Below are 24,375 nucleotides of genomic sequence, written 5' to 3'. Positions count from 1 at the left end.
AATGACGCCAGACGATCGTGTTTATGCTTATTCCGCTGTTTTGATGGGTTCGCCCATTCTTCTCAAGCTGTTTGAACATAACGAAAGTCTGGCGTCTGGCGTTTTCAGGCTGATCAAATTGCAGGAAAACACCTTCACGGTGAACCGCGCGCACTCCGATATTATGGCGATTAACCATGCCGCAGGACGTGACCCTGTCACCGTCAGCGAACCGGTCTATGCATTAATCCGCCGTGCGAAAGCCATCAGTTGCCTGCCGGACAGCCATTTTAATTTCACCATCGGCCCGCTGGTCAAGCGCTGGAAAATCGGCTTCAACGGTCACACCATCCCGGCTGCACAGGATATCAAGACATTGCTGGCGCTGACCGATCCTGAAGACGTGATCCTTGATGAACAAACCCGTTCGGTGTTTCTGCAAAAAGCCGGCATGGAAATCGACCTCGGGGCGATTGCCAAAGGTTATATCGCCGATGTTGTGCGGGATTACCTGCGGGAACAACAGGTTGAGAACGCATTAATCAATCTGGGCGGTAACGTACAAACGCTGGGTTCCGGTGCGGAAGGGGCATGGGCGATTGGGCTGAAAAAACCGTTTTCGGACCCGGACGCGCTGATCGGTGTGATCAACGTCATCGGCAAATCGGTGGTGACGTCCGGTATTTACGAGCGTTATTTCGAACTGGACGGGCACTGTTATCATCATATCCTTGACCCGAAAACCGGTTATCCGCTGGATAACGAACTGCTCAGCGTGACCATTGTTTCTGAGGATTCAATAGACGGGGATATCTGGACAACGTTGCTGTACGGGATGGGCGTGGAGAAGAGTCTGGCATATATGTCGCAGATTCCGCACATCGAGGCGATTTTCGTCACCCGCGACGGGCGGATTATCTTGTCATCTCAGCGGCAGTTTACCTTCATGCCACTGGATGACCGTTATCGTCTGGTGACTTACTGACAGTACTGCTTCAGCAACGAGTAGTGATCGGCCTGCAGACGGTAACGATATACCGGCCGGCCCGTGACGCCGTAATGAATGCTGGTGAACAAAATGTTCATCTGTGCCAGCCAGATCAGGTATTTACGACAAGACACCCGCGAAATATTCACGGACGTTGCCAGTTCATCCGTGGAAAATTCCATTGTCGGATGGGCATCAATCCACTGACACAATGTGCGTAATGTCTGCAGCGTTAAGCCTTTCGGCAACTTTTTGGTGTCCGCCGCCGCAGTATTGTTGCCGTGGATCAGCCGGTCAACGTCTGACTGTTCGTAATACTGCTGATTATCCATCAGTGTTTTCTTCTGCTGCCAGCCGGTCAGTGCTTCCTCAAAACGGGAAAACTGGAACGGTTTGATCAGATAATCCACCACGCCATAATTAAGCGATTTTTTGATGGTTTCTGCATCTGCAGCCGAAGAAATGACAATGACGTCGACAGGCCGTCGGGCGTTACGCAGTTCAGGCAGCAAATCCAGCCCGTTATCCTGCTGCATATAGACGTCGAGCAAAATCAGGTCGATAGACAGTTCTGAATTCAGTACCAGATCTTTCGCCTGTTGCAGCGTCGACGCGGTGCCGCAGCACGCGAAGCCGTCAATCTGGCCGACATAACATCGGTTCAGCTCTGCCACCATGGCATCATCATCAACTATCAGTACATTGATCAAGAATTTGTCCTCTCGGCATCCCAGGGAAGTTGTACAAAAAATTGAGTGTAAACATCAGGTTCCGATTCTACAGTAATCGTTCCGCCGAGGCTTTCCACTTGCTGTTTAGCAAGAAAAAGTCCCATGCCCCGCTGATCGCCTTTCGACGACACACCCTTTTCGAATATTGCGTCAATATTTTCCGGCTGAATGCCCGGCCCGTCATCACTGACGATGCAGGCCAGCGAACCATTCTGATAGTGCAGCAAGACGCTGACTTCACCATCAGGCTGATCGCCAAGCGCATCCAGCGCATTTTCAATCAGATTGCCCAGCACGGTAATCAGTGCTGCCACCTGATCTTCATTATTATTATCCGGCAGCAGACTGTCATCGCTGAGCGTTAACAGATGCCGGGTGTCCGATGCGCGGTTAATCTTGCTGAGCAGGAAACCGGCAATTACCGGAGACTTTATTTTCAGCAACAGTGAACCGATTTCCGCCTGATAGTTATTGGCCGTTTTGAGAATGTAATCCTCAAGCTGAGCATAACTTTTCATGTGCAGTAATCCGAGGATCACATGCAGTTTGTTCATGAATTCATGCGAACGTTCACGCAACGAATCTGCATAGTTTACCATGCCGCTCAGGCGCTGCATTAACTGGCTGACTTCGGTTTTATCCCTGAATGTACATATCGCGCCAATGATGACGCCGTTGTTGCGTACCGGTACGGTGTTGCTCAGCAGCAAACGCCCCTTGAAGTTGATTTCTTCGTCACGGCGCGGCACGCCGGTATTGAGCACATCGCGAAGGTTGGCGATAAGTGGCAGGGAATCGGCGTCCGGCGTTACGTCGATGGCGGTTTCACGGAAAGTCTGCCGCGCCGTCTGGTTGATCAGCGTGACATGCGCCTGATCGTCGACGGCTATCACCCCTTCTTTGATCGACTGCAACATCGCCTGACGTTGTTCAAACAGCGTCGAAATTTCATAAGGTTCCAGCCCGAACAAAATACGTTTGAGCAATTTCACCAGACAGTAAGTGCCCAGCGCGCCGACCATCAGGCCGAAAAGCACCGTCCACAAAATACTCCAGCGGCTTTTATTGATTTGCTCAGTGACTTTGACCAGCGAAATCCCGATGGCAACCACACCGATTTGCTTATGGTGGTCATCATAGACCGGCGTGAATACGCGCAGCGCTTTGTCGAGCGTACCTTTGTTGATGGAGACATTTTCGTTGCCGAGCAGCGCCGGATTAATGTCATCGCCGATAAAATGATGACTGATCACATCCGCATTCGGATGCGAATAACGGATGCCATCCATATTGGTGACCACAATAAAGAGCAGGTCATTACGTTTTTGCACTGCGCTGGCGATGGGCTGAATAATATTACTGTCAGGGGGCAGCAGCAGAGCGCGTTTTGTTTCGGGCAAATCTGCCATGGTTCTGGCGACGGCCAGGGCCTTTTCTTTCACACCATCACGGGTGGTGTCGCTCACCTGAACAAAATAGAGCATATGGACAACCAGCAAAACAGACGCAATCACGGCGCTTATCATCAGGCTGACTGACGTGCTGAGTTTCATGGGGTGCTTGCGCACGGAATGGCGTTGCTGCGAGTCGCTCATGGGAGCCCCGGAGAGAATAGAGCCAAATGCTCATTGATAATTTTGATGGTTCGCGTTGTTCATCCGGTGGTATGGCGTAGAACTCTGCGTGAACCATCCCTGTTCACGCATAATGATATGTTTATTTGCTTGATACTTCCGCTATTTATTACTTTCGAAAGTGCGATTTACGGTGCGGGAACCTCAATAAAAAAGGCCCGAATCTCTTCAGGCCTTATCTTTGCAATCCTGATGACAGATTACTGGAAGTAAATATCGCCGTTTTCGGCTTTGAGGATCTTCCCGTCGGTGTCGGTGATCAGCGCGTAGCTGCCGCCGATGTAAGTCCAGTGGCTGCCCGCATCGGGTGCAGGCAGGTGACGTTCCTGCCAGCCGACGATTTCATAGGGTTTGGTGCGGTACAGCGCAGGCACCTGATCGCCGATGGAATACAATTTGGAATCATCGTAGAACGATTTGATTTCATGTGAGTTTGACGCGGCAAATGCCGTGTTAGCCAGAGGTAACAACGATGAAACAACCAGGGCTGATAACATAACAATTTTAGAATGACGCATAGATTATCCCGTTAAAACCATCAACTTAATGCCTGCCTCGGTGATATGCCGCCAGTCCGTTGTATGAGCAGTAAAGCCGAAGCCTGTGCTTTTTCTGTAGGGCAGGATAATAACGAGAAAGTGAGCGCAGGCTGGGAGGTTTTTTTGTGTCGAAATGCAAATGGCGCAACAGCCAGCCCGGTCATGATGACATTTAAGGCTGTGCCGTTGCTGATATGACTTCAGAACCGTCCGATGATTTCAACCAGCCTGTCTGTATGTTCTATGGTTAAGGTTCATTCATTTTCTACATGCGTTTTGTAGATTCATTTTAAAAATAAGGAGTGTTTATGAACAACAAAACAATCCCGATCTCCCTGAATGAACCTCACGTTGATGCGTATCCGACGCCGCCGTTTGAGCATCAGAAGCAGCCGTTTCCGGGGCTGGCCAGCATAATGCACCCTGTCCCCGATCATGGCGAAAAAACCTACAAAGGCAGTGCCCGGCTGGAAGGGCGTAAAGCGCTGATCACTGGCGGTGACTCCGGCATTGGTCGTGCGGTGGCGATTGCCTTCGCCCGCGAAGGTGCGCAGGTCGCCATTAATTATCTGCCGGACGAAGAGCCCGATGCCAAAGAAGTGGTCGATCTGTTATGGGCCGAAGGGCGGAAAGTGATCGCCATTCCGGGCGATATCCGTGACGAGAAATTCTGCCAGCAACTGGTGAAAGAAGCCGAAGAGAAACTCGGCGGGCTGGATCTGCTGGTCAATAACGCCGGTCGTCAGCAGTTCTGTGATTCGATTAAGGATCTGACCACTGAAGCGTTTGACGCCACGTTCAAAACTAACGTGTATGCGATGTTCTGGATAACCAAAGCGGCGCTGGAATTCATTCCTCGCGGCGGTTCGATCATTAATACCACCTCCGTGCAGGCGTTTTTACCGAGCGATAACTTGCTCGATTATTCATCAACCAAAGCCTCGATCATGGCCTTCACCAAAGGGCTGGCTAAACAGCTCGCGGAGGATGGCATCCGCGTGAACGGCGTTGCACCGGGGCCATACTGGACGCCGTTGCAGATTTCAGGCGGTCAGCCGCAGGAAAAAATCGAGTCGTTTGGTGAGCAGGCTCCTCTGAAGCGTCCGGGGCAACCTGCGGAAATCGCCGCGATATACGTGACGCTGGCCTCAAATGACAACAGCTATTCCTCAGGACAAATCTGGTGTTCTGATGGGGGAACCGGCACGGTATAAGCCGCCTTCAGCAACGCCAAAGCCCGTCATTGACGGGCTTTTTTATTCAGACATTTTCCCGTGCATTGGTACGTCATAAATAATTACGTTGCTAATTAATTCGGCATAACCCTTCATCTTTACTCATCTTTTACAGGTACCAGATAACCACTGCTTTTATTCTTCGTGTCTGTGTGATTGCCCGCGCTCTGCATGCGGGCTTTTTTTTGCCTTAAAATGCTTTGATAGATATCGATTTCATAATAAGCAATCAGATTATTCCAATTATGCTATATTTGAAGGAATCATTTTCTTTTTTGTGCAGAGTGCATCACATGCCGGATATCAAAATTGTTTGCGAGCAATGCGGGGCAGATCGTTTCATCGCCGCAGTGAACTCGCCCCTGGCAGAGACCGTACATTCTCTGATTTGTGCCGTTTGCCAACACCCGGTGCGGGTGGAAGAAGTTGTTATCTTCAGGGACGGTATGTACATCAGTGGTTCCTATGACACTTTCCTGACCGAACCTGGCAAATTGCATAATTTTATTCTCTGAATATTCAGCGTTCGTTTTGCCTTACTGGCAATAAACATTGAAGCGCAAACAGACAAAGATATCACCATGATTAATGCCAGCCCGCCCAGTTGTCCCCGGCCCATGCCTGCTCCTGCAAATAACGACGAGATAAACAGCAGGACTGGTGTCCGGTGTTTCCCCGTTACCATTTTTAGTGCCAGTTCAGTATCACAGGTCGTCGGGCCTACACGCCGTCCTGCAACTTTCTGATTTTATTCGCGGATTTCAGAGACTGATTGAGATCCTGAATGCGCTTCATGGTTTTCAGGGTCCGCGATGCGGTAGCCGAGGCAAGGGATAAAATCAGCATTTCCAGACAGACCAGTACCGTGCCATGGAGCGGCATGCGGCCATTTTCACCACCGCGCGGAACATTGATGACAATATCAGCTTGCTTTGCAAAAAAAGAATCACTGGCGTTGGTCAGTAAAATGAGAGGGATATTCAGACGCTTTGCTTCCTGTATTGCCGTTCTGCCCTCACGATGAGCACTTTTCTGCGCCATCATGATCAGGACATCGCCGCGTTGCAGGTTTATGAGCTGTTCCGCCAGCGCAATGCCTGAGCGGTTAAGTGATACTGCCGGAATGCCAATCCGGCTAAAAAGCCGTGTGCTGTAGTCCGCTAAAATGCCTGAAGCGTTCAGACCAAACACCGCCACCTGGCGCGCATTAATCAGCAGCGCGATAGCTTCAGAAATGGCCTGCCGGTTAGCGGGCTCCGCCAGCGTATCGCAGGCACGTTTATGCCCGTCGAGAACGAAGTTGATACCCGAATTGATATCGCTGGCCAGTTCGCTGACCGTCGTGCTCATCTTCTCTTCCGAGTTCACCGCCGTACCAAACCAGGCTTCCAGCGTCTTTTTCATGTCGCGTAATCCGGCGAAACCGAGTGCCTGAACGGCGCGTACTACAGTGGCATCCGAAACTTCTGTCGCGGCTGCAATATCCATTGCCGTGGCTTCCAGCGCCGATTCACGGTTGTTGTGGATATAAGACACCACCGCCTGCAAGCCGGGAGACAGTGAGGGCGCCCGGGCGCGGTAGCGTTCACCGAAAACATCAATACGTCTTTTTACCGGAATGGCAGCCATGTAATTTTACCGATCCTTTTAGTTTTGAAAGGCTTACCGGTGAATGCAAAGCATTCACACTGTGGGTTTATTTTAACAATGTAGCGTTTTTAGCAGCAAAAATATTCAAATTCTTCTGTGCTGAACCGGAACCCTGTGCGGCTGAAACGGCGGGTTTCGATAAAAATTATTTAAAAACAGTTTGTTAAGTTCTGATGAAAGCAAGATGCCTGCCGTAAAGTCATGATTTCTTCCTGTAGCAAAATTCTGAAACATATCATTTACTACTACATATCTGCATGTTGGAATGATTATCAATTGCATTACGGGGAAGTGCGTTATATTTAACACCGGGTTGATTGAAATGAATAATAAAAAACTGTTTGATTTTAAAAGAAAAGGCCATCCGGCGATTCTTGCTGCTATTTATGGCGTTGCGATGCTGGCGCCTGTTACAGGGTATTCAGCCACAGACAGCGACACGCTGACCATCACCGGAAATGAGACGAACGATCAGGGATACAGCGCAGGCACCAGTTCTGTCGCCAGTAAAACGCCGACACCGCGCCTTAACGAGGCACAATCGGTCAGCGTCGTGACGCGACAACAACTTGACGATTATCAGGCCACAAGTCTTTCTGATGCGATGCGTTTTGTCAGCGGTGTCAGTGAGGGGAATACGCTCGCGGGCACGGAAGATGGATTTGTCCGGCGTGGTTTTGGTTCCAACTCTGATGGGTCCATTTATCGCGACGGCGTCCGCAGCAGTCAGGGTCTCAATTTTGATGCCACCACCGAGCGGGTTGAAGTGCTGAAAGGTTCCGCGTCATTACTCTACGGGATCCAAAACCCCGGGGGTGTCATCAACCTGGTCAGTAAAAAACCGCAGTATGACTGGCACACCAAAGTCAGCGGACGTTACGCCAGTGAAGGTGGCGGAGCAGGGACAGTGGATGTCACCGGCCCGCTGGGTAATGGTTTTGCTTTTCGCATGATTGCGGAAAAACAGGATCAGGATTACTGGCGTAATTTTGGCAGTGATAAACACACCCTGATTTCGCCTTCACTGCAGTGGTACGGCGAAAAGGCCAGTTTCCTGATCAGCTATTCTGATTACCGCTACGACATTCCATACGATCGCGGAACCGCTTTTATTAACGGTAAACCGATCGATATTGGTTATAAGGACCGGCTGGATGACAAGTCAAACCGCGCCTGGGGTCATAATAAAACGCTGAACGCCCATTATGACTGGCAGTTCAGCGATGACTGGAGCACCCGCCTGACGCTGGGATGGAACCAGCGCCGCTACAATAATGACGAAGTCAGGGTGACAGCGGTTAACGCGACAACCGGCGCCGTGACGCGCAGGGCGGATGCTAATCGCGGTTTTAATCACAAGACCAAATATGTTTCCTGGGATCTGCTGGGTTCACAGGACATTCTGGGTATGAATCATGATCTTGTGCTGGGCACTGATTATGAGATGAACCAGACTTATCGTGCGCATCAATACCAGGGCAAAGCCAACAGCAGCTTTAACTTTATGGATCCGCAATACGACATTCTCTCCCCGGTCGCCGACAGCACGACTGAGAATACGGCTAACGGCAATAACCTGAACCGGATACACAGTCGTTCGGTGTATGCCAAAGACAGCATTTCACTGACACCGGACTGGATTGCGGTGCTTGGCGGCCGTTATCAACATTATGAGCAACGAGCCTCAAAAGGCTTTGATCCCGTCGTTCAGACGCTTGATTCCGAAGGGAATAAGTTTTTACCTCAGGTCGGTCTGATTTATAAAGTCACGCCAGAGGTGTCTCTTTACAGCAGCGTCAGCAAATCCTTTACGCCCTCAACGGATGTAGACGATGACGGCAACGTAGGAAAACCTGAACAGGGCACTACCTGGGAAGTGGGCAGTAAATGGCAGATTACGCCACGCATGTTTGCCAGCGTGGCGCTGTACCGTATCGATGAGCGGGACATGTCACTGAGCATTAACGGCGAAACACGCGCCATTGATAAAGCACGCTCCAGCGGGGCGGAATTTGAGCTGAATGGTGAGATCCTTCCTGACTGGGAAGTCAGTGCCAATTACAGCTATGACAAAGCCGAAATTGTGGATGACGGTGAAAACTCTGCGAATAACGGCAACCGTTTGCAGAATGCGCCGCGCCATTCGGGCGCGCTCTATCTGAGCCATAATCTGGTGATTAACGGCCTGCCGGGTGATTTCCGTGTCGGCGGCGGGGCGCGTTATGTCGGCACCCGTGCGGGAGACCCGGAGAACAGTTTCACGTTACCTGATTATGTTGTGGCTGACAGTTTTGTTGCGTGGAACAACCGTCTGTTCGGGGAGAAGACGCAGCTGAAACTCAACCTGAATAACCTGTTTAACAAACATTATTACACGTCCAGCGGCGGTAACCTGCGCGTGCGCGAAGGTGAAACCCGTAATCTTATGGTGCAGGCAAGTGTTGAATTCTGATCTGCGGTTGACTCCGCGAGCGCGTAGATATTCTGTTATGACTGTGCTGTTTATGTTGTTGCTGACGGGCTTTGGCGTACAGGCCCGCACTGTCATCGATATCGACGGTAATCATGTGGACATTCCCGATAATCCGCAACGTATCGTGCTGGGCGAAAGCCGGATGCTTTATACGCTGGCCCTTCTGGAAACGGGTGATCCTGTCAGACGGATTGTCGGCTGGCCACTCGATCTGAAGAAGTATGACAGCCAGACCTGGGACATTTTTGCGCAGCGTTTTCCGCATATATTGACGATTCCGTCGCTGGGGTTGGGGGGAACAAATGATATGAACCCTGAAAAGGTGCTGGCGCTGAAACCAGATCTGGTGATCCTGCCCAGCCTTGCGCGCTATGACGATGCCGATTTGCGTCTTAAAGAAATGCTCAACGCTGCGCATATCCCGATAGTGAAAATCGATCTTCGTGTCCATCTGCTGAAAAATACTACGCGCAGTGTGAGTATTCTGGGCGAGGTGCTTAACCAGACTGCACGCGCCCAGGCATTTAATCACTTTTACGATACTCATATGCAGGTTATCCATGATCGTCTGGCCGCTTATTCCGGCCACAAACCGACGGTGCTGCTTCAGTTACATCTTGGGCGTCGCAATGAATGTTGCGTGACTGCCGTGAAAGGCAGTCTTGGTGAACTGCTGAATTTTGCCGGAGGGGATAATATCGCCAGCAAAACGGTGCAGGGCGTCTTTGGCCAGCTGAATGAAGAAACGGTTATCATGGCGCAACCTGAGGTTTATTTCGCCACGGGTGCAGGTTCTCCTGATGATCAGAATGATTTGAAACTGGGGCCCGCCATATCACCGGAAATGGCACAACAAAGTCTGCGGGAACTGACTGCCAGGCAGAATGGATTGCGTGAACTTAAAGCGTTGCATAACGGCCGCACCGGGATGATATGGCATAATTTCTACCTCAGCCCGTGGCATGTTGCCGCGACCGAGTTCATGGCAAAAACCCTTTATCCTGATGTGTTTGCGGATATCGAACCTGAGCAGACATTAAAACAGATCTTTCATGACTACCTGCCAATCCCCTATACCGGCACATATTTTGCCAACGGCAGCCGGTGAAGGGGCGTTGTTCTGAATGCATATTTTATCCTGAGGGGCTTTTTTCTTCGTAAATTCACCTGCCATGTCCGGTTTTCTGCCGCTATAAAATCTGTAAAAGTGGACATTAGTCGACTTTTCCTCTAAAACTTCTGCGGTTAATGCCAGACAATACCGGTATTCGGCAATCAAATAATAAGCGCTGAATGCTTAAGAGCGGCTGCAAGACAGCCGCCGGGCAAGGGTATTCACAACGATTACGACAGACTTTCTCTGGAGAATTTATGCATTCCTCTGTTAATAAAAACGAAAGCCGGACCTTCTTCGGCCATCCTTATCCGCTCGGCTCATTGTTCTTCACTGAAATGTGGGAGCGGTTCTCGTTTTATGGCATCCGTCCTTTACTGATCCTGTTTATGGCGGCGACGGTTTACGACGGCGGTATGGGGCTTGCGCGTGAAAACGCATCAGCTATCGTCGGTATATTTGCTGGCTGTATGTATCTGGCGGCGCTGCCGGGCGGCTGGCTGGCAGATAACTGGCTCGGGCAGCAGAGGGCGGTCTGGTACGGATCGATTCTGATTGCGCTCGGCCACCTGTCGATTGCGCTTTCCGCTTTCATGGGCGACAGCCTGTTCTTTATCGGTCTGATGTTTATTGTTCTCGGCTCCGGCCTGTTCAAAACGTGCATCTCGGTCATGGTGGGCACGCTGTATAAAAAAGGTGATGCGCGTCGTGATGGCGGTTTCTCACTGTTTTATATGGGCATTAACATGGGGTCGTTTATCGCGCCGCTGATTTCCGGCTGGCTGATAAAAACGCATGGCTGGCATTGGGGCTTTGGTATCGGGGGGATCGGTATGCTGGTGGCGCTGATTATCTTCCGTCTGTACGCCGTGCCGGCCATGAAACGTTACGACAGCGAAGTGGGACTGGATTCCACCTGGAACAGTCCGGTTGCTAAGAAAAACGGTGTAGGTGTCTGGCTGCTGGCGCTGGCCGCCGGTGTGGCAATCATCGTTGCGCTGATCTCGCAGGGCGTGATCGTCATTAACCCGGTTGCCGTCGCCAGCGTGCTGGTGTATGTGATTGCGGCGTCCGTTGCGCTCTATTTTATCTATCTGTTCCTGTTTGCCGGACTGAACCGGAAAGAGCGCGCCCGACTGCTGGTGTGCTTTATTTTGCTGGTCTCGGCTGCTTTCTTCTGGTCTGCGTTTGAGCAGAAACCGACCTCGTTCAACCTGTTCGCCAACGACTACACCAACCGCATGATCGGTGATTTTGAAATTCCTGCCGTCTGGTTCCAGTCCATCAATGCGTTGTTTATCATCCTGCTGGCACCGGTATTCAGCTGGGCATGGCCGTTGCTGGCGCGTAAAAACGTGCGCCCGAGCAGCATCACCAAGTTCATCATCGGCATTTTATGCGCGGCGGCGGGCTTCGGGATCATGATGATGGCTGCCCAGAACGTGCTGAACAGCGGCGGGGCAGGTGTATCGCCATTATGGCTGGTGGGCAGCATTCTGATGCTGACGCTCGGTGAGCTGTGCCTGAGTCCGATTGGTCTGGCGACCATGACGCTGCTGGCGCCGGAAAGAATGCGCGGTCAGATGATGGGCCTGTGGTTCTGTGCCAGTGCGCTGGGGAATCTGGCGGCCGGTTTGATTGGCGGACACGTAAAAGCCGATCAACTGGATATGCTGCCTGACCTGTTCGCCCGTTGCTCCATTGCGTTGCTGATCTGCGCTGCGGTGCTGTTCGTCCTGATCATTCCGGTTCGCAGAATGCTGGAAAACGTTCAGTCTAAGACAGAACAAAAACCGGTGTCACATGCCTGATGGCGGGTAAGGTGTTTGTCGAATACCGCTAAGAATCAATAAGGCCGGTCTGATGACCGGCCTTATTTTTTTTAGATTTTCGTTATACGTTTGCCGTTTTCATCAATAACTGCTTCACCGTCTTCCTTGGTGAACGCGCCACGTTGCGCATCAGGCAAGATCGCTAATACCTCCTCAGAAGGGCGGCATAACCGGGTGCCCAGCGGCGTGACAACCACCGGCCGGTTGAGCAGAATCGGGTACTGCAACATGAAGTCGATCAGTTGATCGTCGCTGAAATGATTGTCTGCCAGTTTTAATTGCTCATACGGCTCGACATTTTTGCGTAACAAGGCCCGCACGGGAATACCCATATCCGCAATCAGTTTTACCAGTTCTTCACGGGCCGGTGGGGTTTCAAGATAAAAAATCACGGTGGGCTCAGCGCCGCTGTTGCGGATCAGCTCAAGGGTATTGCGCGATGTACCACAGGCCGGGTTGTGATAAATAGTGATATTGCTCATCAGGAGGTTCTCTTTTTCAATCTTAGTGTGAGGTCAGGCGTTAAACATCCGTTACAGCGCCACAGACAACCGCAGCGCTAAAGCTGCCAGCGTGACAAACAGCACAGGCAGAGTCATGACAATACCCACCCGGAAGTAATATCCCCAGGTAATCGTCATATTCTTCTGTGACAACACATGCAACCATAACAGTGTTGCCAGGCTGCCAATCGGGGTGATTTTTGGCCCCAGATCGCTGCCGATCACGTTGGCATAAATCATCGCCTCTTTAATGACTCCCGTGGCTGTGCTGCCATCAATCGACAGCGCCCCGATCAGCACGGTCGGCATATTGTTCATGATGGAAGAGAGGAAGGCGGTGATAAAGCCGGTTCCCAGCGTAGAGGCCCATAAACCCTGTTCTGCCAGCTGATTCAGCACGGCAGACAGGGCATGCGTCAGCCCGGCATTACGTAAACCATAAACCACCAGATACATACCCAGCGAGAAAATGACGATTTGCCACGGCGCGCCGCGCAGCACTTTGCCGGTATTAATGATGTGACCTTTCCTGGCGATAATATAAAGGATCAGTGCGCCGACAGCGGCGACCAGGCTGACCGGTACGCCGAGGGGTTCAAGACCAAAGAAACCCGCCAGCAGAAGGATCAGAACCAGCCAGCCTGCTTTGAAGGTGCTGGCATCGCGGACAGCCTCAGCAGGCTGTTTCAGCAGAGAAATATCGTAAACCGGCGGGATGTCTTTGCGGAAAAACAGGTGCAGCATGACCAGTGTTGTCGCAATGGCTGCCAGATTAACCGGGCCCATGACGGACGCATATTCCGTGAATCCCAGGTTGAAGAAATCAGCCGAGACAATATTCACCAGATTTGAGACGATCAGCGGCAGGCTGGCAACATCCGCGATAAACCCGGCTGCCATGACAAAGGCTAATGTCGCGCCGCGACTGAAACCCAGAGCCAGCAGCATCGCCATGACAATCGGCGTCAGAATCAGTGCGGCACCATCATTGGCGAACAGGGCAGCGACCATCGCGCCCAGTAAAATAATCCAGGTAAATAACAGACGCCCGCGTCCGTTTCCCCAGCGTGCAACATGCAGTGCCGCCCACTCGAAGAAACCCGATTCATCCAGCAGCAGGCTGATAATGATAACGGCAATAAAAGTGGCCGTTGCGTTCCAGACTATTTGCCAGACAACCGGAATATCACCCGGGTGAACGACACCCGTCAGTAATGCCAGACCCGCACCCAGCATGGCGCTCCAGCCAATGCCCAGCCCGCGGGGCTGCCAGATAACCAGAATCAGGGTGAGTAAAAAAATAGTACCTGCCAGCAACATGATCGACTCCGTACATATTTGTTATAGTGAATGTGTTTATGGTTTTAACATGAAATCGGTGACTTATTATTCAGCTTGCGGCGTATATTTTCGCGGTCACAGTTCCATGCAGAATCGATAATCGCCGCTGACCATGCAGGCATTTGTGGTGAGAGGCGGTAATGTACCCATTTTCCTTCCCGGCGGTCTGTGACCAGTCCGGCTTCACGTAACAGCGCGATGTGACGGGAGATCTTGGGTTGTGATTCCGCCGTTGCGGCACAGATATCGCAAACGCAAAGCTCTCCTGATTCCCTGAGAAGCATCACAATAGTCGAGCGCGTTTCGTCGGCAAGCAGTTTAAAAAGCTGCGCAGGCTGTAACATATTGAGTCCCGTTGTGGATTAATAAAACATATGCTAATCCATATATGATGGCTTTCAAAGCACAGATTTCAGAAATGAACTCAGGGAAATATGGCGCCTGCTTTCGGTGCGCATAATCATGATTATGTTAAATACAATATCAGATTCCAGAAATCGGAATCCTGGCAGGTTTGCAGATTGCGCTGACGTCAGCGCTAAGTGCATGAGTGATTGACTTTAATTTCAATAATAAGAAAATGTTTCTTTTCGCGCGACGACCAGACATCACCGGAGTTTATCATCGCTTTTTCCCGTCATTTTCCTTGCGTCACCGCCGTCAAACACCCTGGTGCCGTTGTGGCTTTTGCGCTGTTACTGGTGGCTGGCTGTGCCTCGACACCGCCAAAATCACTGGTGACGCCGCTGCCGCCGGTGGCGAAGCACCCTCTTCCTGGTCAACCTGTGCAGAGTCATGAACCCGTGCGCGGCGTCTGGCTGGCGACCGTTTCCCGCCTCGACTGGCCACCGGTTAATTCGGTGAATGCCGGCAGTGCGTCTTCGCGCATCAGCCAGCAGCAGCAAGCGCTGACTGCCAAGCTGGATAAGCTTAAAAGTCTGGGCATCAATACGGTTTTCTTCCAGGTAAAACCTGACGGTACTGCGTTCTGGCCTTCAAAAATTTTGCCGTGGTCAGATATGCTGACGGGCAAAATTGGTCAGGATCCGGGTTATGATCCGTTGCAGTTTATGCTCGATGAAGCGCACAAGCGCGGGATGAAAGTCCATGCGTGGTTTAACCCTTACCGTGTGTCTGTGAACACCAAACCTTCGACTGTGGCAGAACTGAATCAGACATTGCCACTGCACCCTGCCAGCGTGTTTGTGCTGCACCGCGACTGGATCCGAACCTCCGGGGATCGTTTCGTGGTGGACCCTGGTATTCCTGAGGCGCGCGACTGGATCACCAGCATCGTGGCGGAAGTGGTGGCGCGTTATCCTGTCGATGGTGTGCAGTTTGATGACTATTTTTATTCCGAATCACCGGGTTCCTCGCTGGATGACAGCCTGACGTTCCGGAAGTACGGTCAGGGTTACGCTTCTAAAGCCGACTGGCGGCGTCACAATACCCAGATGCTGATTGAGCAGGTTTCACGCACCATAAAACAGCTGAAACCGGGTGTGGAATTTGGCGTCAGTCCGGCGGGTGTCTGGCGTAACGTGTCGCATGATCCGGCAGGTTCACAAACTTCCGGCGCAGCGGCTTACGATGAAGCCTATGCGGATACCCGCCTGTGGGTGCAACAAGGTTTGCTCGATTATATTGCGCCGCAACTGTACTGGCCATTCTCCCGCAAGGCGGCGCGTTATGACGTGCTGGCAAACTGGTGGGCAAATGTGGTCAAGCCCACACATACGCGGCTCTACATTGGTGTCGCGTTGTATAAAGTGGGTGAACCGTCCAAAAATGAACCGGACTGGATGGTCAGCGGCGGCGTGCCGGAGCTGAAGAAACAGCTCGATATGAATGAATCCGTACCGCAAATTAACGGCACGATTTTGTTCCGCGAAAACTACCTCAACCAGCCGCAGACGCTGGACGCGGTCCGTTACCTGAAAAGCCGCTGGGGAAGCTGAAATAAGTTAGCTGACATCCATCTATGCTGAATTCCTTTGCCGCTGCTTCCAGTCCTCTGATCACGCGACGATAGTCCCGTGCACGGACAGAGAATGACAGTAAGGCACCGCCTGAACTCGCAGGCGGTGCCTTTTTTTTATTGCGCGTTAAACCTTCATATCAGAACGTGTAATTTGCGCTGACCGAGACATTGCGCGGTTCACCGTAAACGGCGTAATCACTGAGCCACGAGTAGTACGTGCGGTCAAACAGGTTGTTGATGTTGGCCTGCACGGACAGCTGTTTTGTCACCTGATAACGCGTGAACAGGTCCACCAGCGCGGTGCTGCCCTGCGATACACGATGCGTTTCGCCGTCCGGCCCGGTGGCATCCTGGAAGGTGCGGTTCTGCCAGTTTACACCGCCGCCGACGGTCAGATCCGGCATCATCGGTAGCTGGTAGCGGCTGAACAATTTCAGCTGGGTCTGCGGCATATTGCTGTTGAGACGGCTGCCGGTTTCGTCTTTCGCGACATAACGCGTCGCACCAAAGGTCATTTGCAGGTTGTCGGTCACCGCGCCGTTGATCTCAAACTCAGCGCCTTTGCTGACGGTGCCGCTGACCGAGACATACGCCTGCTCGCTGGAGCCGTTAACGTGGTTGCTGCCATCTTCCTGTGCCACGTTATCCTGTTCGATACGGAATACTGCCATTGTGGCGGTCAGACGACCGTCCATCCACGCGGATTTAAGCCCGGTTTCGTAATTTTTCCCGGTGGTTGGGGACAGATAATGGCCGTTGATATCGCGGTCAGTCTGCGGCTGGAAGATGGACGTATAACTGGCGTATGCCGACCAGGTGTCGTTGATGTCATACACCAGACCGCCGTATGGCGTGATGTTGTTCTTGCTCATGCTGCCGCTGCTGCCATTGGTGCTCCATTGGGTATAACGTGCGCCAACGATCAGCGAAAGCGGATCCGCCAGTGAGAAGCGGGTGGCGAAATAACCGGCTTTCTGGCGGATGACATCGTCCGCATTCAGATACCAGTCTCCCCACTCCGGCTCGCTGACATTGCCGTTCCAGCTGTTGCCAAAACTGCCAATTGTGTCGCTGTCGAGAGAACCGTCTGCGCTGTAAGTCTGGTTGTGCTGGCGGCTGTAACTGACGCCAGCCACCATCTGGTGCTGACGGCCAAACAGTTCAAACGGCCCGGTGGCGTAAGTGTCGAGGGAATCCACTTTGCGCGTGCCACGGTCTTTACTGCCAAAACCGCTGAGACCAGTGCCCGTCGTGTGATCCGGGAAATCCATCAGATACAGCAATTTATCATTAAACGTTTGCTCGCCATGTGTGCCGTTTACACGGAATGTCCAGCCGTTATCAAAGTCATGTTTAACGTTGGCGAACACTTTACGCGACTGAATGGCATAATTCGTCCAGTCGGCGGAAGTGTTGGTACTGCGGTCATAATGCGTGCGCGAGCCGTCTGTGTACCAGGTTGGCAGGCCGCCCCAGGTCGGGTTGCCGGTGTTATTTTCCTGATAATCGTAACCGAGCGACACGGTGGTGTTATCGGTCACATCGGCATCCACCACGCCGTAGAAGAATTTTTTACGCTTGTGATAGCGATCCAGCCAGCTGTCCTGATCCTGATAACCGGCTACCACGCGCCCGCGCACCGAACCTTCCTGATTCAGCGGGCCGGAAGCATCGAGCACGTAACGCTGTTTGTTCCAGCTTCCGTAACTGGCGCTGATATCGCCGGTGAATTCTTTGCTGTCGGCGTGTTTACGCACCATGTTGACAGAGGCGGCCGGATTGCCCGCCCCGGTCATCAGGCCTGTGGCGCCACGCACCACTTCGATGCGGTCATAAATCGCGGTGTCTTCGGCGGCATCACCAAAATTCCAGGTGTCGCTGACGGACGTTGGAATGTCGTCGTAGGTGTAATTATTGATGTAAAAACCGCGGGAGAAATAGGATACGCGTTCGCTGTCGATGACTTCCGTCGAGATGCCGGTGGTGTTATTCAGCACGTCCCCCACCGACTGGAGGTTCTGATCCTGCATGCGCTGTTTGGTGATCACACTGACCGACTGCGGAATATCGCGCGGCGTCAGGTTCATTTTGGTGCCCGCAGTGGTGGTTTTGACCGCGTAATCCTGCCCGTCGCTGGCAGCGGCGGTCGCCGAACCTTCAATCACCATATCCTGCTGCGAGCCGGATGCGGCGGTATTCGCGGTGCCTGTCGTCCCACTGCCGGTTTCAGCGGCCTGCGCCGGATTCACCAGAACAAAAATCGCCAGCGCCAGTGTGGAAACCGTAAATGTTTTTCTTACCTTTAACGCACCCTGCTGCACGTCATATACCCTGCCATTCAAAGACATAACACATTCCCATAGCAATTTTTTTAAGGGCGAGTCTGTTTCTATTTATTGTTTTAACCAGAACAGCTCGAAATGAGAATGTGAATAGTAATTATTAACATTAACCCTGTCGCGCAGAGGATTCATCTTAATAAGTAACAAATTATGAATGCAAAAAAATTCAGAGGAAAATAAGAACCCGGCGAAGAACTTCACCGGGTTTAATGATGAGGCAAATTGCTTTACGTCCGCACCAAAGCCCGCGACTTATCCAGCAGGAAAGGCCGCAGGTAACCGACAGTATTGGAAAGCAGAATCACGTCCTCGGAAAGGCGAATACTCAGCACGTCCGTCAGGTATTTTTTACGGGTGACCATACGCTGCCAGACCTCCGGGAACTGCGTTTCCAGCTCTTTTCGCAGTGATTCATCTGCCAGCCCTACCGTATCTTCGATGCTGCTGCCACCATAGCCGGGTAATGACGGAATAATATCAATCTGAAACAACATGCCACTTTCAAACGGGATCACTGAGCCACCGTATACCGGAGAACACAACCACTCCTCATCTGCAACCAGATGGCCGGGATTGAGATGCCAGTGATAGATGCTCTGTGGCAGCGTTTGCTCAACAAGCTGATAAAGCTCGCCGCCGGTCAGCCCGATGCGCAGTGCTTCAAGCCAGGTTACTACCGTGTGGTAATAGGGTATCGCGAGCCGCTGCAACCAGTCCGAAACCTCTTCCGGTAATTCATTTTCCGCCGCCACCACATACGCCGCACGGCTGGTGAGGCCTCCTTTGTATCCGGCGGTGAGCGAAAACTTATCGCCATGCCGGATAGTTTTGTCGGAAGGATACAGATTCGCATGGGCGAAACGCTCGCCCGTCGCGGCAATCATAATCACGTTCCCGTGCTGGCCTTCTCCTGCCAGTAACTGACCGATTTCTTTTTCTGATTTGCCGGGTGCAATCGTATCCAGCGCCGCAAGCACCTGAGTGGAGGCCAGGTTGGCGCCGTATTCATAAAACGCCACTTCATTAGCGGTATTAATCCGCCGCGCACCATTTTCTGGCGAGGTAAACAGACCGGTGGCGTTGACCACATCTCCAGCCACGCCCGCGGCCTTTCGGACTGCGTCGAGGACAAACGCGGGCACATCAAAGGTGGTTTTATCCGTGACAGGGTCACATCTGAACAGTTTCCAGCCTGCAATGCCAACGTGCTGCGCGTCAGCAATACCGGCAGATTTAAGCAAATCGTGCAGCGGCTGATGATGTTTCATCGGCTGGTTGGGCAGGGAAAACACCGGCGCATGCAGGCAGCGACCCGCGTTGCGCGCATGGGGAACCAGTTTCAGATTTTCATTCCCCATAACATAAGTCAGTTCACCGGTCGCGCGCACCACCAGCAAGGCTTCTTCAAAGCGCGGGATAAAACCCGCAAGATATTCGAAATTGCCGCCGTGTTCTTTGTCGGCATAAATCACCAGGCTGTCGAGCTGATGCTGTTGCATTGCGTGAAGGATATGACGCAGGCGTGACGCCATGGTTTCATCGGATAATACCGGGGTGGGAATGTGAGGGTAAGTCGCGGGAGCCGGGAGGGTTTTCAGTGAATACTCATGTTCAGCTTTCATTGCGTGTCCTTTTGCATGGCGGGGGAAAGAGGATTATGCCCCAAACGGCCTCTTAAGGCCGCATTCACCGGACAGGGAACTCTGCTAAATTTAAGGTAATTCCCTGCTGTTGCTGCCTGACGAGGTTAATAACGATGGTTACCGAGAGTGATAAGGGCAAAGACCTCAGTCAGGCTACCGCTGAGCTATTTGCCGAACTTATTCCCTATCTCCAGTTCCGTACTGTCCCCGCGGGCTCGCGCTTCCATCTGTATGAGAGGGGGGAATTTTATTGTTATTTCATTCGCAAAGGCTGGTTTAAAACCTTTCATAACGACGAACCTGTGCTGATAGGCACGTTGTCAGTGCCGGGCATCATTGGTATTGGCGGTGCGGTGCCCTCAGAGGCCAGAATGTTTATTCAGGCGCAGGATGAATCTGAGATTGCCGTCTCCACCGTGGCGGAGATGCATGCCCTGATTGATCGTCTGGAGTTGTGGGAGCCAATGGCAAAGCACTTTTTCAGGATGACCAACAATCTCTATGTCAAAAGCACAATGCTGACGGCACCAACATCCTATGAAATTCTGCGCCACCAGCTCATGGAACTCATGAAAGAACCGCCGGAAATACGCGAAAATATTCCTGCTGCCCATTACATTCAGCTTAAGACGCACCTTTCACGCAGCACGATCATGAAAGTGCTTTCACAATTGAAACAGGGGGGATATGTGAGGCTCCACAACGGTATTCTGAAAGAAGTGATCCGTTTGCCACTGAAATACTGAGCGTGGTATCAGGGGGGAAGAAAGCGTGCCGTTACGCACGCTGTTCTCTCAGTTACGCGGCTTTTACCGCACGGACTTTTTTGGCAGTGGCAGGTTTTTCGGCAACATTTTCTTCGGCAGCATTTTCTTCAGCAGCCACGTTTTCTGCGACCACTTCTTCTGCTTCTGCTTCTGCTGGCGTTTCAGCAGCGGGCTGGTGTGCGATTTCTGCTTCCGGCAATTTGCTGGTGCGCAGAATATGCTGGACGGTGTCTTTCTGCTCGGCGAGGTGAAGTGCAATGTTTTCCGCCAGTGCTTCATCCATCCCGATATTGCTCTGTAACAGCCATTCAGTAAAAGCATCCGCCATGTCCAGCATCTTGTCGTAAGCGTCTGCTTCTTTCTTATTGGCAAAAGTCATTTTCTCTTCACCTTTTCTGACCACAACAAATTTTGTTTCAACAGCCATGATTCGCTCCTTATACTGTAATTATATACAGCATACCAATAATCAGTGCAGGATACATCATCCGGCCTGATTTTTATAGTGCGGCGCGTCAAAGGCCGGGCACATACCCTGGCAACTATAACGCGGGTGAATTTCTCAGCGTGAGCCGGTAAGGTAGAAAACGACCTGTTTTCAACGAACTTGTGAGGTTCCCGTGACAAACCTGAAAGCTGTATGCAACTGGACCAAAGACACTTATCTGATCACTACCGATTTTCAAAAACTGGATATTCCGGCAATTCACGCCTACCTGACCCGGTCAAGCTGGGCGCCGGGCATTGACGAACAGACGGTGCGCGCTGGCGCAGAAAACAGCCTGAACTTCGGGTTGTTCGACGACGGAAAACAGATCGGTTACGCCCGCTTTATCACGGACTACGCCACCTTTGCTTACCTGTGTGATGTCTATGTGCTGGAAGATTATCAGGGGAAAAATCTGGGCGCATGGCTGATCGAATGTGTGCAGTCGCATCCGGTCACAGCAAAACTTCGCCGGATGGCACTCTTTACTTCTACCGCGCCGTGGTTGTATCAAAAGTTTGGTTACACACCGGTTAACGAACCTGACTACACCTGGGTCATCACCCGGCCAGGAATTTACCTGAACAAAGACGGGTAGTTCAGGCTTTCCTGAACGCACGGCTGGAAACAGAAACTGAATTCTGGTCAGGGTCTTTCGCATTGGTGAACTCATCGCCGTCGGCCTGATGGCGCGGGCCACATTCCGGACCGTTCTATATACAGGCAGCGGCTTTGAGATTTTCAGTCACCATCCGCACAAAGTTATCGCGAATGACATCTTCATTCCGGGCGTCCCATGCAATCCCCACCTGCCAGCGCGTCGCAGGGCCGGTGAGCGGAAGTATTTTCAGCTCCGGCGGCGCAATATGCACGACGCTTTCGGGTAGCAACGCCACGCCGATCCCGGCCGCTACCAGTGCGACAATAGTCTGGATATCCTCCGCCAGTTGAACCGATGAAACATGAAACAGATTCTCCTGTAAAAAACGGTCTGTCTGCGCATTCAGCCCCCCCGCCCGCTCAGTATACAAACGCAGTAACGGACGGTTCCTGAGCCTTTCACTCATATCCTCGCCGTTATCTTCAGACACCACCAGCACCAGTTTATCCTCAAACAGCGCGTGGTAACTGAGCGGTGCAGGCGGCGGGACACGCACAAAACCAATGTGCAGTTCCCCGCGTTGCAGCATGTCGTATTGCTGCGCGGAAGGCAGATCTTCCAGCGTGATATCCACGCCGGGATATGCTGCGCGGAATTTCGCAATACATTGTGGCGCCAGGATGAAACTCGACAGGCCGAATCCGGCAGCCAGCAGCCCTTCTCCCCCCTTTTCAACCTGGCTGGCATGTTGCATAAACGCGGCCATTTGTCGCAATACTTTCTCCGCTTCCGGCAAAAGCCGCTGGCCTGCGGCTGTCAGCGCACTGCCTTGTCGTCCGCGGGCAAAAAGCGCCACGTTCAGCGTCGATTCCAGCAGATTGATCTGTTTGGTGAGTGCCGGTTGTGAAACGGAAAGCGCCTGCGCTGCCTGCGCATAATTCCCTTTTTCAGCCAGTGTGACAAAAGCCCTGAGCAAACGTGTGTTCACTTTATATATTCCATTGGGTTATCAGATTTGGAAATCATTTCATTATAAAGTTATCAGTCGCATTGCTCTAATACCAGCGTCAACCGAAATCCCTGAAGACGTATGGAGAAGATCATGTCGGACCCCAAAACACTCAAAGCAGCGGTCATTCAATTTCAGCATCAGGCGGGTAACAAAAAATATAACCTGTTAATTATGGAGCGTTTTATCGAAAAAGCGGCTATTGAAGGCGTCAATATTTTGGCCTTTCCGGAAATGTGTATCACCGGTTACTGGCACGTGCCCAAACTCGATGCTGCTGGCGTTCAGGCACTGGCGGAGCCAGCCGACACCGGCCCCTCTGTTGCGCTGATCCGCTCGCTGGCCGTGAAACATCAGATGCTGATTGGCGCCGGATTTATCGAACGTGCCGCTGACGGGCGTCTGTATAATGCCTACGCCGCCTGCATGCCTGACGGTTCGTTACACATCCACCGCAAAATGCACGCCTTTGAGCATGAGGCTTTCAGTTGCGGCGACAGTTATACCGTGTTCGGGACCCCCTGGGGCGTGAAGGTCGGGATCCTCATCTGCTGGGACAACAATCTGGTGGAAAATGCCCGTGCCACCGCCCTGCTGGGTGCAGATATTTTACTGGCACCGCATCAGACCGGCGGCACACATTCACGCAGCCCGCACGGCATGAAACCGATACCGCTGGCATTGTGGCAGCAGCGTGCTGAACGCAAAGAAGAGATTACCGCAGCGTTTAAAGGTCCCAGCGGCCGGGAATGGCTGATGCGCTGGTTGCCCTCACGCGCTCACGATAACGGCATGTTTATTTTGTTCAGTAACGGCGTCGGTGCCGATGATGATGAAGTACGCACCGGTAACGCGATGATCCTCGACCCTTATGGCCGGATCGTCGATGAAACCTGGGTTGCTGCGGATGCGATGGTCAGCGCGGATCTGGATTTATCGCTGATCCCGATGAGTACCGGCAGGCGCTGGATGGCAGGCCGCAGACCCGATTTGTATCATATTCTGACTGAATATCAGGGCTATGAGCGGGATGCAATGACTGCACGTTTTTCTGAGGAATTACCGGGGCTCCCAAAACGCTAAATCACCGTGGATTGATGAAGCGAAAAAGGCTCCTTGCGGAGCCTTATTCCTGATCCAACAGCGATGTGCCGTATGAATTATCGATGGTACACAGCCAGCGACCGTCCGGTTCATGGCGGAAAACATAGGTGGCACGGCGGGTAGTGGTCACCTTTCCGCCCTGTCCGTCGGGGAAATGCAGCACCGTTTCCATGATCACCAGCGCATCCTCTGCCCCTTCAATCACCTGCATTTCGCCCTGTTCTACCACCAGCTGATCCTGAAAATAATCCGAGATGGCGATAAAGGCTTTGCGGATGTCGGTTTTGCCGCGGGCAATCATGCCCGGTTTAATTACCAGCGCCGCCTCTTCGGCATAATGCGCCATCAGTGCGTCAAAATCCCTGACGGATATGGCTTTGTCACAGGCTTCGATAACCTGGCGGATCGGGTGTGTACTCATC

Annotated in this window: 22 protein-coding genes; 10 read left to right on the top strand and 12 right to left on the bottom strand. The window is 52.2% G+C overall.

The features are described from left to right. The first annotated feature begins 1 nt into the window (after position 1). Positions 2–964, top strand: coding sequence for an FAD:protein FMN transferase (locus ABIC79_RS14140; RefSeq protein ID WP_121019910.1), 963 nt, complete (start codon positions 2–4; stop codon positions 962–964). Here the strand turns inward: ABIC79_RS14140 and dcuR are convergent. The 3 genes from dcuR to ABIC79_RS14125 form a co-directional block, all read right to left on the bottom strand. Next, the gene (dcuR, locus tag ABIC79_RS14135) at positions 958–1,677 is read right to left on the bottom strand and encodes a two-component system response regulator DcuR (RefSeq protein WP_014416701.1); all 720 of its coding nucleotides are present in this window, start codon (positions 1,675–1,677) and stop codon (positions 958–960) included. The two genes, ABIC79_RS14140 and dcuR, sit on opposite strands and share 7 nt — an antisense overlap. Then, a complete protein-coding gene (locus ABIC79_RS14130) occupies positions 1,674–3,293 on the bottom strand; it encodes a sensor histidine kinase (protein ID WP_013578290.1) in 1,620 nt (539 codons plus the stop codon). The genes dcuR and ABIC79_RS14130 overlap by 4 nt, the downstream gene beginning before the upstream one ends. Before the next feature lie 239 nt (positions 3,294–3,532). Further along, positions 3,533–3,850, bottom strand: a complete 318-nt coding sequence (locus ABIC79_RS14125) for an RcnB family protein (RefSeq protein WP_013578291.1) — start codon at positions 3,848–3,850, stop codon at positions 3,533–3,535. Between the two features lie 329 nt (positions 3,851–4,179). Here ABIC79_RS14125 and ABIC79_RS14120 point away from each other — a divergent pair, with 329 nt between their 5' ends. Next, positions 4,180–5,085, top strand: coding sequence for an SDR family oxidoreductase (locus ABIC79_RS14120; RefSeq protein ID WP_119262294.1), 906 nt, complete (start codon positions 4,180–4,182; stop codon positions 5,083–5,085). Between the two features lie 314 nt (positions 5,086–5,399). Beyond that, positions 5,400–5,621 (top strand): hypothetical protein, encoded by a 222-nt coding sequence (locus ABIC79_RS14115; protein WP_013578293.1) that lies wholly within the window; start codon positions 5,400–5,402, stop codon positions 5,619–5,621. Between the two features lie 205 nt (positions 5,622–5,826). On the opposite strand, the gene ABIC79_RS14110 is transcribed toward ABIC79_RS14115, so the two are convergent. Beyond that, entirely contained in the window at positions 5,827–6,735 is a 909-nt protein-coding gene (locus tag ABIC79_RS14110; RefSeq protein ID WP_013578295.1) for a MurR/RpiR family transcriptional regulator, read from the bottom strand. Positions 6,736–7,078: 343 nt separating this feature from the next. Here ABIC79_RS14110 and ABIC79_RS14105 point away from each other — a divergent pair, with 343 nt between their 5' ends. The 3 genes from ABIC79_RS14105 to ABIC79_RS14095 all read left to right on the top strand — a co-directional run bounded on the left by ABIC79_RS14105 (position 7,079) and on the right by ABIC79_RS14095 (position 12,154). Next, entirely contained in the window at positions 7,079–9,208 is a 2,130-nt protein-coding gene (locus ABIC79_RS14105; protein ID WP_168444365.1) for a TonB-dependent siderophore receptor, read from the top strand. A gap of 37 nt (positions 9,209–9,245) precedes the next feature. Then, complete coding sequence (locus tag ABIC79_RS14100; RefSeq protein WP_013578297.1) at positions 9,246–10,337, top strand: ABC transporter substrate-binding protein; 1,092 nt, start codon at positions 9,246–9,248, stop codon at positions 10,335–10,337. A 263-nt stretch (positions 10,338–10,600) separates the two neighbouring features. Next, positions 10,601–12,154, top strand: coding sequence for a peptide MFS transporter (locus ABIC79_RS14095; protein WP_112197320.1), 1,554 nt, complete (start codon positions 10,601–10,603; stop codon positions 12,152–12,154). Positions 12,155–12,225: 71 nt separating this feature from the next. Here the strand turns inward: ABIC79_RS14095 and arsC are convergent, their stop codons facing one another. From arsC to ABIC79_RS14080, 3 genes are read right to left on the bottom strand one after another with little or no spacing between them, the layout of a single operon-like run. Beyond that, the gene (gene arsC / locus ABIC79_RS14090; protein WP_131637531.1) at positions 12,226–12,657 is read right to left on the bottom strand and encodes a glutaredoxin-dependent arsenate reductase; all 432 of its coding nucleotides are present in this window, start codon (positions 12,655–12,657) and stop codon (positions 12,226–12,228) included. 51 nt (positions 12,658–12,708) lie between these two features. Further along, entirely contained in the window at positions 12,709–13,998 is a 1,290-nt protein-coding gene (locus ABIC79_RS14085; protein WP_013578300.1) for an arsenic transporter, read from the bottom strand. A 44-nt stretch (positions 13,999–14,042) separates the two neighbouring features. Further along, complete coding sequence (locus tag ABIC79_RS14080; protein ID WP_168444366.1) at positions 14,043–14,363, bottom strand: metalloregulator ArsR/SmtB family transcription factor; 321 nt, start codon at positions 14,361–14,363, stop codon at positions 14,043–14,045. 279 nt (positions 14,364–14,642) lie between these two features. Between ABIC79_RS14080 and ABIC79_RS14075 the strand changes: the two genes are divergently transcribed. Next, the gene (locus ABIC79_RS14075; RefSeq protein WP_370633766.1) at positions 14,643–15,977 is read left to right on the top strand and encodes a glycoside hydrolase family 10-like protein; all 1,335 of its coding nucleotides are present in this window, start codon (positions 14,643–14,645) and stop codon (positions 15,975–15,977) included. Between the two features lie 160 nt (positions 15,978–16,137). On the opposite strand, the gene fhuE is transcribed toward ABIC79_RS14075, so the two are convergent. Together fhuE and ABIC79_RS14065 are read right to left on the bottom strand one after the other, a co-directional pair. Further along, positions 16,138–18,348 (bottom strand): ferric-rhodotorulic acid/ferric-coprogen receptor FhuE, encoded by a 2,211-nt coding sequence (gene fhuE, locus ABIC79_RS14070; protein ID WP_223509567.1) that lies wholly within the window; start codon positions 18,346–18,348, stop codon positions 16,138–16,140. A gap of 221 nt (positions 18,349–18,569) precedes the next feature. Further along, complete coding sequence (locus ABIC79_RS14065) at positions 18,570–19,964, bottom strand: M24 family metallopeptidase (RefSeq protein WP_119262290.1); 1,395 nt, start codon at positions 19,962–19,964, stop codon at positions 18,570–18,572. A 134-nt stretch (positions 19,965–20,098) separates the two neighbouring features. Here ABIC79_RS14065 and ABIC79_RS14060 point away from each other — a divergent pair, with 134 nt between their 5' ends. Continuing rightward, positions 20,099–20,731 (top strand): helix-turn-helix domain-containing protein, encoded by a 633-nt coding sequence (locus tag ABIC79_RS14060; protein ID WP_013577710.1) that lies wholly within the window; start codon positions 20,099–20,101, stop codon positions 20,729–20,731. 52 nt (positions 20,732–20,783) lie between these two features. Here the strand turns inward: ABIC79_RS14060 and ABIC79_RS14055 are convergent, their stop codons facing one another. Beyond that, positions 20,784–21,179, bottom strand: coding sequence for a YebG family protein (locus ABIC79_RS14055; protein ID WP_013577711.1), 396 nt, complete (start codon positions 21,177–21,179; stop codon positions 20,784–20,786). 193 nt (positions 21,180–21,372) lie between these two features. Here ABIC79_RS14055 and ABIC79_RS14050 point away from each other — a divergent pair, with 193 nt between their 5' ends. Next, positions 21,373–21,837, top strand: coding sequence for a GNAT family N-acetyltransferase (locus ABIC79_RS14050; protein ID WP_013577712.1), 465 nt, complete (start codon positions 21,373–21,375; stop codon positions 21,835–21,837). 115 nt (positions 21,838–21,952) lie between these two features. Here ABIC79_RS14050 and ABIC79_RS14045 read toward each other — a convergent pair whose 3' ends face one another. Continuing rightward, positions 21,953–22,828, bottom strand: coding sequence for a LysR family transcriptional regulator (locus ABIC79_RS14045; RefSeq protein WP_119262289.1), 876 nt, complete (start codon positions 22,826–22,828; stop codon positions 21,953–21,955). 114 nt (positions 22,829–22,942) lie between these two features. Here ABIC79_RS14045 and ABIC79_RS14040 point away from each other — a divergent pair, with 114 nt between their 5' ends. Then, positions 22,943–23,932, top strand: a complete 990-nt coding sequence (locus ABIC79_RS14040) for a nitrilase family protein (protein WP_014416479.1) — start codon at positions 22,943–22,945, stop codon at positions 23,930–23,932. A gap of 43 nt (positions 23,933–23,975) precedes the next feature. On the opposite strand, the gene ABIC79_RS14035 is transcribed toward ABIC79_RS14040, so the two are convergent. Then, entirely contained in the window at positions 23,976–24,374 is a 399-nt protein-coding gene (locus tag ABIC79_RS14035) for a YybH family protein (protein ID WP_013577715.1), read from the bottom strand. Between the last annotated feature and the right edge of the window lies 1 nt (position 24,375).

The organism is Rahnella sp. 2050 (assembly GCF_040544515.1).
GTDB classification, from domain to species: Bacteria; Pseudomonadota; Gammaproteobacteria; order Enterobacterales; family Enterobacteriaceae; genus Rahnella; species Rahnella aceris.
Note: the sequence above shows the minus strand (reverse complement) of the source record. Positions and strands in the feature narration are given on the sequence as shown.